8 protein-coding genes and 1 riboswitch are annotated in these 12,583 nt (G+C 54.5%); of the genes, 2 read left to right on the top strand and 6 right to left on the bottom strand.

Going from position 1 to position 12,583, the window contains the following annotated elements:
* Positions 1–326: 326 nt before the first annotated feature.
* From B5M42_RS08620 to citZ, 5 genes are all read right to left on the bottom strand, one after another.
* Positions 327–2,042 carry a methyl-accepting chemotaxis protein gene (locus tag B5M42_RS08620; protein WP_167689566.1) on the bottom strand — a complete coding sequence of 572 codons (1,716 nt, stop codon included), beginning with the start codon at positions 2,040–2,042 and terminating at the stop codon, positions 327–329.
* A gap of 131 nt (positions 2,043–2,173) precedes the next feature.
* The gene (locus B5M42_RS08615) at positions 2,174–3,346 is read right to left on the bottom strand and encodes an ATP-grasp domain-containing protein (protein ID WP_134749152.1); all 1,173 of its coding nucleotides are present in this window, start codon (positions 3,344–3,346) and stop codon (positions 2,174–2,176) included.
* A 71-nt stretch (positions 3,347–3,417) separates the two neighbouring features.
* Positions 3,418–3,502: riboswitch (cyclic di-GMP riboswitch) on the bottom strand.
* A 210-nt stretch (positions 3,503–3,712) separates the two neighbouring features.
* Positions 3,713–4,654: a malate dehydrogenase gene (gene mdh / locus B5M42_RS08610; protein WP_134749150.1), complete on the bottom strand. Its 942-nt coding sequence runs from the start codon at positions 4,652–4,654 to the stop codon at positions 3,713–3,715.
* Between the two features lie 21 nt (positions 4,655–4,675).
* Positions 4,676–5,974, bottom strand: a complete 1,299-nt coding sequence (gene icd, locus B5M42_RS08605) for an NADP-dependent isocitrate dehydrogenase (RefSeq protein WP_134749148.1) — start codon at positions 5,972–5,974, stop codon at positions 4,676–4,678.
* A 143-nt stretch (positions 5,975–6,117) separates the two neighbouring features.
* Positions 6,118–7,230, bottom strand: a complete 1,113-nt coding sequence (gene citZ, locus B5M42_RS08600) for a citrate synthase (protein WP_134749146.1) — start codon at positions 7,228–7,230, stop codon at positions 6,118–6,120.
* A gap of 342 nt (positions 7,231–7,572) precedes the next feature.
* Here citZ and B5M42_RS08595 point away from each other — a divergent pair, with 342 nt between their 5' ends.
* On the top strand, positions 7,573–9,111 hold the full coding sequence (locus B5M42_RS08595; RefSeq protein ID WP_134749144.1) for a Ppx/GppA phosphatase family protein: 1,539 nt from the start codon (positions 7,573–7,575) through the stop codon (positions 9,109–9,111).
* Here B5M42_RS08595 and B5M42_RS08590 read toward each other — a convergent pair.
* Complete coding sequence (locus B5M42_RS08590; protein WP_134749142.1) at positions 9,077–11,218, bottom strand: RNA degradosome polyphosphate kinase; 2,142 nt, start codon at positions 11,216–11,218, stop codon at positions 9,077–9,079. The two genes, B5M42_RS08595 and B5M42_RS08590, sit on opposite strands and share 35 nt — an antisense overlap.
* Positions 11,219–11,481: 263 nt before the next feature.
* Here B5M42_RS08590 and pyrF point away from each other — a divergent pair, with 263 nt between their 5' ends.
* Positions 11,482–12,438 (top strand): orotidine-5'-phosphate decarboxylase, encoded by a 957-nt coding sequence (gene pyrF / locus B5M42_RS08585; protein ID WP_209280646.1) that lies wholly within the window; start codon positions 11,482–11,484, stop codon positions 12,436–12,438.
* Positions 12,439–12,583: the final 145 nt, after the last annotated feature.

The following is a 12,583-nucleotide window of genomic DNA, read 5'->3' as shown; positions in this document are numbered from 1 at the left end:
ATTTGTGTCAATATAAGTTACATTAAATTCACACAAAAGAGCGTTTACAAATAAAATCACGGATACCCGGCTTCAATCGCCTGCCATTTCGCACGAGCTGTAAGCCCACGGGCGGCACCGTATAACGTCCTAGCGGCAAGCTAGAGGGATGCCTGCCACTCCGGTCGATTCGACCTGCTCCGCCAGCCGAATACGCCAAAAAAGCGCCATAGCGGCGCTTCCTTCCAAATCAAACAGCCCGACGCTTGTCCGGAGCGCCGGGCTGCTGCTATTCGTCACTGCTACCGCATTGCTTTCAGGGAGAGGGACCTGTCTTCAATTGCCGCCTACAGTTTAAATTGGCTAACCAGTTCGTTCAATCGAGCCGCTTTGCCGCGAAGCTCGTCCGCCGATTGCGCCGTTTCCTCCAGCGTGGCCAGCTGCTCCTGCGAGGAAGCGGCAACCTTCTTGCTGTTGCCTTCCGCTTTTTGCGTAATGCCGGATACGTTCTCTACGTTGGCCGAAACCTGCTGCATCGCCGCCGACAGCTCCTCGGTCACAGAGGAGACGCCCTGGAATTTGTCCGACACCTTGACGGTCAAATCCTTGATCCGTTTGAATGAATCGCCCGCAGCGTTAACGGAATAAATGCCCGATTTCACTTCCTCGGTCACGACACCCATCGCATCCGCCGAGCGGACCGTATCCTCCATAATCGCATGAATCGTGCGGAAAATTTCATCCGAGAACGTCGACGTCTGGTCGGCCAGCTTGCGGATTTCGCTCGATACGACCGCAAAGCCCTTGCCGTGCTCGCCAGCGCGCGCTGCTTCAATCGCTGCATTCAGCGACAGCAGGTTAATTTGACCGGCAATGTCCTTGATCATATCGACAACACCGTTAATTTCGCGCGAACGCTCGTTCATATGGCGCACAAGCTCCGTGGAATGGGCGACGGAATTGGCAATCGCCGCCATCTGCTTGACCGCTTTGGCAATGATCGCTTCGCCTTGACCGGCCTCCTGCGCCGTCACCACCGACTCCTCGGATACGTCAAAGATCGATTCGTTAATGTGCTGCATGCCGCTCGTCATCTCCTGCATCGCGCGCGAGCTTTCCGTCGTAACCCGTGACATCGCTTCGTTGCCGGAGGCGATTTCCTGAATCGCCGTCACCACCTCGTAGATCATCTCAGTCGAATGGTTCGTACGGTTCGACACCTCGTCGGAGGAAGCCTCGACATATCGGGTCGTCTCGCGCACCTGCTCGATCATCTGCCGCAGCTGGCCGGTCATCGTGTTGAAATTGGCCACAAGCTGTCCAATCTCGTCCTGACGGTCCACCGTCACACTCCGGCTCAAATCGCCTTGCGCCACAACGCGCGTGTGGTCCAGAAGACGGAGAATCGGCTTCGACAGCCGGCTCGACACCCAATACGTCACGATGGCGCCCAGCACAGCGAACACAATGGTCAGAATGGTGCTGATTAGCAGAACCTGGTGCTGCAGGTCAAAAATGAACTTTGCGTCCATATCGATGCCCAGCATCGAATCCGTTCCGGGGATCGCATAATAAACCGATTTGTGGACACCGTAGTCGTCCTTGTAAATTTCGCTGAAGATCGTTTGGTCCGGTGCGGACAGCGTCTTCGCCTGTTCCGGCGTAAACGGATATTCGGTCAAATAATCGTCGGTTCCGCTCAGCACCAGAATGACGTCTTTGCCGTCGACCTTGCTCATGATATACACGAGCTGCACCTTGTCGTGCTTGGCGACTGCTTCCACCAGCTCTTTCAGCAGCTGATACTTATCCTTGCTCGTCTTGGCCTCGTTGATCAACTGGGCGTCCAAGCCCGAGTGGAACGTGTCCATATTCGTTTTGAGCACCTGCTCGAAACTCGGAATCAGATGCTTGTTGATAATACCCATGGACGTGTTATACAGCACAAAGCTGAATGCGATGGAAACGATCAGCAGCGGCACAACCGCTCCCAGACAAATCTTTAACACGATCGACTTCTTGATGTTCAGCGCTCGAAGTATACGGTTACCCTGTTGGTTCATGTCAACAATCTCCTGCCTTCCGCTTAATACCATTATTTGACATTAATCTACAAATTTCGCCAACGCCTCGAAAAAATACTGCAAAGACAGGCGGAAACCCGCTTTGCAGCACCTGAAAGAGATCAAAACGTCTAGTTCGCCAGACCGATTTGTTCGCTCAGAATATAAGGCGCCAAATTCATATGCAGCAACCTGTGGTTCTCCAGAAACGTCACGCTTTTATAAAAAACAACCGCAAACGTATTGTACTCGTCCGGCATCGTCCGATACTCCAATACGTTCTGGAAGCATTTTTTCAAGCCTTCATGATCGAATCCCCGGATAGATTGATAACCGTTCAGATCGTATTCGGCACAGAAAAAGCTGTAGACCGAATCGTCCATTTCTCGTAATTTATTCCCCCAGTCAGGCTTCATGTTGAGAAAAAAGTATTCGCTAGGATTAATGCCGTAGGCATGAACGCCCAGCTCGTTGGTGCCGATTCCGGCAAACCGCAACGGATTGATTTCGACGGGCACGATATGTCCCGCCTTCGTGCGCCGGACCTCCGCATGGAGCGGAAAGTTGCGCAGATTGAGCCTGCGGCCGATCCCGGCCAGGAACTCGCTCAGTGGCTCCAGCATCTCCCTGAGCATAAATTTGTTGGTGCAGTAGATCCGGTCGCTCGTATCGCTGTCATTGACGAACATGCGAGCGAACACGTTGAGGATGACCGGTTCCCCTTCGGCGTCGAAATAAGCGTCAATCGCGTATTCCGAGCCATCGATCCATTTTTCAATAATCAGCACGTCGGAATTGATGACATCGGACGTGTACATGCGCGCGGCTTTGGACAAAACCGCTTGTACATTGCGCATGACCTCATGCCATTGGCCGGCATGCTCAACCCGATAAACGCCGATGCTCGAATAACCTACAGCGGGTTTGACGATCACCGGATACGGCAGGCTTGCGGGATCGATCGATTCCCACTCGCTCGCGCGAACGACCCGGTAGTCATAATCCGGATAATCGGCGGCCATAAACCGGCGGAACTCCGCTTTGTTCTTGAACAGGTTAACCGCATGGGTAATCGGGTGATTGTGGAGCCTGTTACATACATACTGCAGCGATGCTTCGGAATTGCACAAAATGGAAGGGGTATCGTGTTGCTGGAAATAGTGGTAGAAATCTTGTTCCGACAAAAGATTCAGTTCTTGCTCGTTGACCAATGCGATGTCGTCGGCTTTGACGACGGGTAGCTGAAGCTTGCGCATGGTACTTGCTAAAACATCGGACACGTACGGCTTGGTTAGTACGATCATCGAATCCCTCTCCTTAAACGGAATACTCAAGAACCCCTTTCTGGGAAAGGAGCTTGCATTTCCGTTTGCAATTTGGTAGCCCGGCCATCATTGTAGGTGAACAGTAGATCCGCGGCTTTGCGTCCTTGCCTTTCGACAAGTTTGCCTTTTTCAAATCCCATGCATTATTTGGTTAATTAGACTCATGGTTCTAGTTCCACCACCCCCTTTCTAAAACGCTTACAATAATTTCTAGTTTTCATCAATTTAACATACATTCGGCTGGAAATCTAGTCCATTTTTGCATTTTGTGCTGTATGTTTATCCATACACGCAAAAAACCAGCCTCTTTACCTGGTAAAGGGCTGGTTTTTCGGGCATTTAGCCTTACACGGTTACGACTTTGGTCACGCTGCGGACCGAGCCGGCGGTTTGGTCGAGAGCGGCTTTTTCCTCAGCCGTCAGCTCGATTTCCAGCACCTTCTCGATGCCGTTTCCGCCGATCACGGTCGGCACGCCCATGAACAGCTGGTCGTAGCCGTATTCGCCTTCAAGCAAGGCGATTGTCGGAATAATGCGCTTTTTGTCTTTAATAATTGCTTCCGCCATCTGGACCAGCGACGCAGCGGGTGCATAATACGCGCTGCCGTTGCCGAGCAGATTGACGATTTCGCCTCCTCCGGTGCGCGTCCGCTGTACAATGGCAGCAATGCGCTCTGCCGGAATCAGCTTCTCGATCGGAATGCCACCCGCGTACGTATACCGGACAAGCGGAACCATATCGTCGCCGTGTCCCCCAATCACCACGCCGCGCACATCCTCAACCGATACGTTCAGCTCCTGCGCGATAAACGTGCAGTAGCGGGCCGTATCGAGCACGCCGGATTGGCCGATGACGCGATTTTTGGGAAAACCGAGCGTCTGATAAGCGACAAAGGTCATCGCATCGACCGGATTGCTCAGGACAAGGACGATCGATTCGGGCGCGACGCGCTTCACGTTTTCGCAAACGGATTTGACAATCCCTGCGTTCGTGTTGACCAGATCGTCGCGGCTCATGCCAGGTTTGCGGGCTACGCCCGCTGTAATGATGACGATATCGGAGCCGGCCGCGTCGTCATAATTCGACGTGCCCGTGATGTTGCTGTCGAAACCTTGCACCGGACTGGCTTCAAGCATATCGAGCGCCTTGCCCTTGGTCGGATTGTCAAGCTGCGGGATGTCGAGCAATACGACGTCTCCCAATTCCTTTTGCGCCAGCATCAAAGCGGTCGTAGCGCCGGTGAACCCGGCTCCCACTACGGTAATCCTGTTACGGCGGATAGCCATAAACGTATACCTCCCGAGAGATTAAGCCATATTTTTAATGATTTCGTTCGCAAACTCGGAGCACTTGATTTCCTTCGCGCCTTCCATCAGACGGGCAAAGTCGTAAGTGACCGTTTTGTTGTTGATCGAAGTTTCCAGACCTTTGTAGATCAGGTCCGCTGCTTCTTGCCAGCCCAGGTGCTCCAGCAGCATAACGCCGGACAGGATCACGGAACCAGGGTTTACCACGTCAAGACCTGCGTATTTAGGAGCCGTGCCGTGCGTAGCTTCGAAGATCGCGTGGCCCGTCAGGTAGTTGATGTTGGCGCCAGGAGCGATGCCGATGCCGCCTACTTGCGCAGCCAGCGCGTCGGACAGGTAGTCGCCGTTCAGGTTCAGCGTAGCGATGACGTCGAAGTCGGTTGGACGGGTCAATACTTGCTGCAGGGCGATGTCGGCAATCGCGTCTTTCACGATGATTTTGCCGGCAGCTTCCGCTTCTTTTTGCGCCTTGTTGGCTGCGTCCGTGCCTTCGGCTTCCTTGATACGGTCATATTGTGCCCAAGTGAACGTTTTATCACCAAATTCGCGCTCAGCCAGCTCGTAACCCCAGTTTTTGAACGCGCCTTCGGTGAACTTCATGATGTTGCCTTTATGTACCAGCGTAACGCTTTTGCGGCCGTGGCGGATGGCATATTCAATCGCGGCGCGAATCAGGCGCTCGGAGCCTTCGGAGGAAACCGGTTTAACGCCGATGCCGGAAGTCTCTGGGAAGCGAATTTTTTTGACGCCCATTTCATCTTGCAGGAATTTGATGACTTTCTTTACAGCTTCGGAGCCCGATTCCCACTCGATGCCCGCATAGATGTCTTCGGTGTTCTCGCGGAAGATCACCATGTCAACCAGCTCAGGGCGTTTGACCGGGGACGGAACGCCGTTGAAGTAACGAACCGGACGCGAGCAGACGTACAAGTCCAGCTCTTGGCGCAGCGCTACGTTCAGGGAACGGATACCGCCGCCGATTGGCGTCGTCAGAGGTCCTTTGATGGAAACGATGTATTCGCGCATGGCCGTCAGCGTGTCGTTCGGCAGCCAGTTGTTGAATTTGTTGAACGCTTTCTCGCCGGCGTACACTTCGTACCAAGCGATTTTTTTCTCGCCGTTGTAGGCTTTCTCTACTGCTGCGTCCAGTACGCGTACGGAAGCTGCCCAGATGTCCGGGCCTGTGCCGTCGCCTTCGATGTAAGGAATGATCGGGTTGTTGGGAACTTGCAGAACGCCGTTATCGATAGTGATTTGTTGACCTTCCGTTGGCAATGCATAAGATTCGAATTGTGGCATGATATACCCTCCTGAATTTTATAATCAAAAGCATCAGCATGTCGGCGCGCGCAAAAAAGCGACGGGAGTTGCAGCCGCCCCCCGCAGACTGGCTTGGGGAGCAGCCGAACAGCCCGTACTTTCAGCTGCTTGCATCTATGCGATTAACGCTGGCTGATCGGAATGTATTTCTGATTGACCGGACCTGTGTATTCGGCGCGCGGACGGATCAGACGGTTGTTCTCGTATTGCTCCAGAATGTGCGCTGTCCATCCCGATGTGCGGCTGATCGCAAAAATCGGCGTGAACAGATCGCGCGGAATTTCCAGGGACGTGTAGACCGAGGCCGAGTAGAAGTCGACGTTCGGCTTCAGCCCTTTTTGACCCGTGACCAGCTCCTCGACTTTAATCGACATGTCGTACCAGCTCATGTTGCCGGTAATTTTGCCGAGCTCCTGCGACATTTTTTGCAAATGCTTGGCGCGAGGATCGCCGTTTTTGTAGACGCGATGCCCGAAGCCCATGATCTTGTCCTTGCGCTCCAGCTTGCCGTTGATGTAAGGAACGATGTTGTCGAACGTGCCGATTTCTTCCAGCATCGCCATAACCGCTTCGTTCGCGCCGCCGTGCAGCGGCCCCTTGAGCGTGCCGATCGCCGAAGTGATGCCGGAGTAAATGTCGGTCAGCGTTGCGACCGTGACGCGAGCAGCAAACGTCGAAGCATTCAGCTCGTGGTCGGCGTGCAGCACCAGCGCTTTGTCCATCGCCTCAATCGCAATCTTGTCCGGCTCCTTGCCGGTCATCTGGTACAGGAAATTCGCGGCAATCGAAGGATAGCCCTTGGAAGCGAGCGGCTCGAGCCCCTGACGGATGCGGGAAAAGGCAGCAACAATCGCCGGCACCTGCGCCTGCAGCTTGATTGCTTTGCGGACGTTGGCTTCCGGGCTCATATCGTTTGCTTCCTCGTCATACAGCGCAAGGCTGGAAACAGCGGTACGCAGCGCCGCCATCGAGTTGGCGCCTTTCGGATACAGCTTGAGCTGGTCGATTACTTCCGCCGGAACCGCGCTGCTGGCGTTCAGGTCGCTTTGCAGCTTCTCAAGCTCCGACTGGCTAGGCAGCTTGCCAAACCAAAGCAAGTAGATTACTTCTTCAAATGTAGCGTTTTCAGCCAGATCGTCGATGTCGATTCCGCGATAAGTCAACACGCCATCTACAATGGAGCTGATCGAGGAGGTTGTGGCTACAATGCCTTCCAAACCTTTTGTTGCAGACATGGGTATCTCTCCTTAGCTACTGTAATTAGCAAAAAATAGTTTTCCTTATTTTAATCATAAAGGATTTCGCGCCGTAAGTGAACAAAACAGGGCATAAAACTTTGCTTTCACCACCATAAACTATTGCTATGTGCTATATTCTCTACCAGACTGCATGTTTTCTCCGTTTTGCGCCATTTTTAAGGATTCCCATATTTTCGAAAATCATCACACCCGCGAAAAAATCGTGTCGACAAGCGGCAAAAAATTTGTCTCCGGCGCCGGCCGCTTGGTACAATATAGGCAGTCATTGAACGCATCGCGCCCGATGTGCGCGCGAATTTCCGACAAAAGGAGCCGCTTATGAGCATCCCGCAACGCATCGGCATCATCGATATCGGGTCGAACTCGATCCGGCTGGTTATTTACGAGCAAAATGCCCTCGGCGGCTGTCGAGTCGTCACCGAGCACAAACAATCCGCGCGCTTGAGCGAGCGCATCAGCGCAGACGGACGCCTGCCGACCGGAGAGCTTGACTCCGTGGTCGAACTGCTGCAGCAGTTCGCGCTCATTTGCAGCGCTTACGAGGTCGCGCAGGTGCGCGCCGTCGCCACCGCCGCCATCCGCAATGCCGCCAATTCCGCCGAGATCGCCGCCGAGCTGACGAAGCGGTCCGGCATCGTCGTCGAGGTGCTCAGCGGTGCCGAGGAAGGCCGCTACGGCTTTCTCGGCGTCATTAACGCCATCGATGTGCAGGACGGCTTCATCGTCGACATCGGCGGCGGCAGCACCGAGGTGACGCTGTTTCGCGGCCGCACGCTGCTGCACAGCGTCTCGTTCCCGTTCGGCTCGGTCAATACGACGCGGCAGCATGCCCGCGGCGGCGTCATCACCGAGCAAGGGCTGGCGGCGATCCGCCAGATGGTCGGCGAAGCGGTCGCCAGCCAGCCGTGGATCGGCTCGGCCCCCGGCCTGCCGCTGATCGGTCTCGGCGGGACGATCCGCAACCTCGGCAAGATGAGCCAGCGCCGGCGCAAGCACTCGCTGCCGCTTGCCCATAATTACGAGCTGAAAGCCGGCGAATTGGACGCCTTCCTCAAGCAGCTCGCCGCCCTGCCGCTGGACAAGCGGAAGAAGGTCGACGGGCTGTCCAAGGATCGCGCCGATCTGATCGTACCGGGCCTTGCGATCCTGCAGGCGATCTTTGCCGCCGCCGGAGCGGCCCACCTGATCGTCAGCGGCTCCGGCCTGCGCGACGGGCTCGTCCGCGAGACGCTGCACCCCGAGCAGCCGGTTGTCGACGATGTGCTGGAAGCCAGCATCGAGAATCTGCTGCTGCTTCATCACGGCGGCGTCGCGGCACACGTGCGCCAGGTCAGCCGGCTGGCGCTGGCGCTGTTCGACGCGCTGGGCCCCGCGCACGGCTTGAGCGCACGCGATCGCCACTGCCTGCGCGCTGCCGCGCTGCTGCACCGGATCGGCGCCACGGTCAGCTACTACCAGTACGCGAAGCATACGCAGTACATCATCGCCCAAGCGCGCATTGACGGCTGTACGCACCGCGAAATCGCGCTGATCTCGCTGATCGCCGCTTACAAAACGAAAAGCCGCGCCCATCAAAACGCGCTCGCTTACAAGGACGTTTTGAACGAGCCCGGCGACGAAGAGCTGATCGCGCGGCTTGGCACGCTGCTGCAGCTCGCCGTCGCGCTGGACCGCAGCGAGACGCAGCCGGTGCGCGAGCTGCAAGCCGCACCGCACGCAAAAGCACTGGAGCTTACGCTCCAGTGCTCGCATCCTCCAGCCGCCGAGCTCGCGGAGCTGGCCGGACAGGAAAAAGAATTTCATAAAATTTGGGGCCGGCGCATCAAGTGTCGCGTTGAAGTTTCTTCCAGGCCCTGAACTCCATCGCCTCGAACTGGCTCCGGAACGGAGTCAGTTCATTTTTTACCCGCACATACGTGCCGTTGGACATCAGCTCGCGCGCCTTGACGTTATCGTTCAGCGTCTGGCGAAGAATCTGGATCATCATGCCCTTGAGCCGCTTGTCGAACACCGGACACATCAGCTCGATCCGCCGCGTCAGATTGCGCGTCATCCAGTCGGCTGAAGACAAATAAATATCGACCTGGCCGCCGTTCTCGAAATAATAAATGCGCGAATGCTCCAGAAAACGGTCGACGATGCTGCGCACCGTAATGTTTTCGCTCAGACCCGGCACACCCGGGCGCAAGCAGCAGACGCCGCGGACGATCAGATCGATCTTGACCCCGGCTTGCGAAGCCGCATATAGTGCGTCAACCATCTGCTGGTTGGACAGCGAATTCATTTTGGCGATAATCCGCGCCGGACGCCCTTCCCGCGCATGCACCGCCTCGCGCTCAATCAACTCCAGCAGCTTATCCATCAAATCGGTCGGCGCCACCGCAAACGCCTGCCAATCATGCGGCGCGGAATAGCCGGTAATTTCATTAAATAACGCCGAAGCGTCCTCGCCGATGATGCTGTGCGACGTAAACAGCCCTACGTCCGTATATAGCCGCGCCGTGCTGTCGTTGTAATTGCCCGTGCCTACATGCACATAACGCCGCAGCGTGCTGTCCTCCTGCCGCACCACCAGCGTAATCTTGGCGTGCGTCTTGAGACCAACCAGCCCGTATACAACGTGGCAGCCCGACTTCTCCAGCTTGCGCGCCCAGGCAATGTTGCGCTCCTCGTCGAATCGCGCCTTCAGCTCCACCACGACCGTCACCTGCTTGCCGGATTCGGCAGCGTGCGCCAGCGCCTGAATCAGCGGCGAATTGCCGCTGACCCGGTACAACGTCATCTTGATCGCCAGCACCTGCGGATCGTATGCCGCATCGACAACGAAATCAGTCACCGCGTCAAACGATTCATACGGATGATGCACCAGCACGTCGCGCTGCTTGAGCACGCTGAACAAATCATTCGAATCCTCGAATTCAACCGGATATTTCGGTTCGATCCGCGGATAGCGCAAATGCTCGTAGCCGTTCAGGCTGCCGGCCAGCTTCATGAAATACGTCAGATCAAGCGGTCCGTCGATTTCGAAAATCTGCTCGGTAATCTCGAACTCGTCCATCAGCTGCGTCAGCGCATACGGATGCATGCCCTCCTGAATCTCCAGCCGCACAGGCGAGCCCCAACGCCGGCGGCGCAGCTCCTTTTCAATCTCCTCCAGCAAGTCCTCCGCGCCCTCTTCATTGAGCGTCAGGTCGGCGTTGCGGGTCATGCGGAACGCGTGAACGGCAAGCGGCGTATAGCCGCTGAACAACGACTGAATGTGGTGCTCGATCAGCTCCTCCAGCAAAATAAACTCGTGCTTCTTGCTGTTCTGACGCGAAGGCACCGGAATATAACGCGACAGGTTGCTCGGCACCTGCACAATCGCAAAATACGGCTCATCGTCGGGATCGTCGCCCTCGCGGATCAGCACGACCGCCAAATACAGCGACTGGTTGTGCACCAGCGGGAACGGCCGGCTCTGATCGACCGCCATCGGCGTCAGCACGGGGAAAATAATATCGTGATAATAGGCGTCCATCGCCTTTTTCTGCGTCGCGTTAAGCTCCTCGTATTCCGTAAAAACGATGCCTTCCTTGATCAAAAGGCGCGTTACCTCGCGATACGTCTTATACTGCTCGCTCACCATCTTGGCGGTGCGCTTCATGACGCGTTTGGTCAAGCCGGCCGGCGTGTAGCCGGTAAAATCCTTTTTATTGTAGCCCGCTTTCATCTGATCCTTCAGCCCGGCCACGCGCACGCTCATAAACTCGTCAAGATTGCTTGACACAATCGCCAGAAACTTCACCCGCTCCAAAAGCGGCGTTCCCGGATCCTGCGCCTCCTGCAGCACGCGCCAATTGAACTCAATCCAGCTCAAATCGCGGTTCAAATACATCGTGGAAACCTCGCGGGCTTCCCGCGCGTCAACCTGCTCCTTCTGTTCCTTGAAATCCTTCTCGATCGCATCTCTCGCTATGCTCATAGACCCTCCGATTGACGTTCATCAGTCTCCATATGGCTTATATTGCTATTGTACTATGCCGCCCGAAAGGCGACAATGCAGGGAACCCCTTTTTGAAATATGAAGATTTTGTAAAAGAACCGCGATGAACGGCAAGGAACGGCTTTCCAATCGACAGCAGGCAGCTGCAGCTGCCAAAACTTTTCTTGACTATACATTATTTTGCAGGTTAACATGATACAATCAGTTGATCAGATCATTTATAATTCAGGAGGAGTATCACGTTGAATACCATTCAGCAAAGCTTTGCGGAACGATTGTGCAAACAGATTGCTTTAAAAAAGTCCCATGCCGTTATCGGACTGGACCCGGTGATCGATAAACTTCCATCTGTCCTTGTTCAAAAAGCGATAGACGCTTACGGTAAAACTTCGGAAGGCGCCGCTCACGCCTTTCTTTTATTCAACAAATTAATTATTGATGCCGTGTCGGATTTAGCGGCCATCGTCAAACCCCAACTAGCCTATTACGAAGTATTCGGCGCACCTGGCATTGAAGCATACTGGAGAACGGTCGAATACGCACATTCGCAGGGCATGCTCGTCATTGCCGATGCTAAACGCGGCGATATTTCCTCGACAGCCGATGCCTACGCGCAAGCATTTTTCAGCAAATCCTCCCCTTGGAAATCTCCCGACCAGTGGGTTGACTCCTTAACGATTAACCCGTATTTGGGCAGTGACAGTCTGCTCCCGTTTATCGAATCCGCAAATACCCATGCGGCAGGAACATTCATTTTATTGAAGACAAGCAATCCTTCCGCTGGGGACCTGCAGGATCTGCGGCTCGACAATGGATTGAAGATGACCGACAAAGTCAGCCAATTCATTTTGTCACTACAGGAGACGGAGAAAACAACACATGCTTATTCCTCAGTAGGAGCCGTAGTCGGCGCTTCTTATCCCGAAGACTTAGCCTATTTCAGAAAAAAATTGCCGCGCAGCATTTTTCTCGTGCCAGGGTACGGGACCCAAGGCAATTTCAGCGCCAATCTTTCTCACGCTTTTAACGAAGATGGCTACGGCGCTTTAATCAGCGCTTCCAGAAGCATCAACTATGCATTCGGTACACAAATCCATGCAGACGAAGGTACAATTTCGGATATGATCCGAAAAGCTGCGCTAACCATGAATGAAGATATTAATCACAATCTGACTTTATCCAACAAGCTCGCTTGGTAGACCCAACCTTATAGCCATAGAGCAAGGCGTTTCGCATGTAGGCCCTCCTTATTGCGAAGCGCCTTTTTCATTTTTAACCGAATTTGTATTTTTGTTGTATATATGCTACATTCTATTTCTAAACATTTTGTATATTTCACTTTTT

Origin of the sequence: Paenibacillus athensensis, assembly GCF_004514475.2 — a bacterium.
GTDB lineage: Bacteria > Bacillota > Bacilli > Paenibacillales > NBRC-103111 > Paenibacillus_AL > Paenibacillus_AL athensensis.
This window is presented reverse-complemented; position numbering and strand designations above follow the sequence as displayed.

Excerpts from the sequence above, each read along its gene's own strand:
- icd (WP_134749148.1), bottom strand. The coding sequence starts at position 5,974 with ATGCCACAATTCGAATCTTATGCATTGCCAACGGAAGGTCAACAAATC.
- B5M42_RS08620 (WP_167689566.1), bottom strand. The coding sequence starts at position 2,042 with ATGAACCAACAGGGTAACCGTATACTTCGAGCGCTGAACATCAAGAAG.
- B5M42_RS08595 (WP_134749144.1), top strand. The coding sequence starts at position 7,573 with ATGAGCATCCCGCAACGCATCGGCATCATCGATATCGGGTCGAACTCG.
- B5M42_RS08615 (WP_134749152.1), bottom strand. The coding sequence starts at position 3,346 with ATGATCGTACTAACCAAGCCGTACGTGTCCGATGTTTTAGCAAGTACC.
- B5M42_RS08590 (WP_134749142.1), bottom strand. The coding sequence starts at position 11,218 with ATGAGCATAGCGAGAGATGCGATCGAGAAGGATTTCAAGGAACAGAAG.
- mdh (WP_134749150.1), bottom strand. The coding sequence starts at position 4,654 with ATGGCTATCCGCCGTAACAGGATTACCGTAGTGGGAGCCGGGTTCACC.
- citZ (WP_134749146.1), bottom strand. The coding sequence starts at position 7,230 with ATGTCTGCAACAAAAGGTTTGGAAGGCATTGTAGCCACAACCTCCTCG.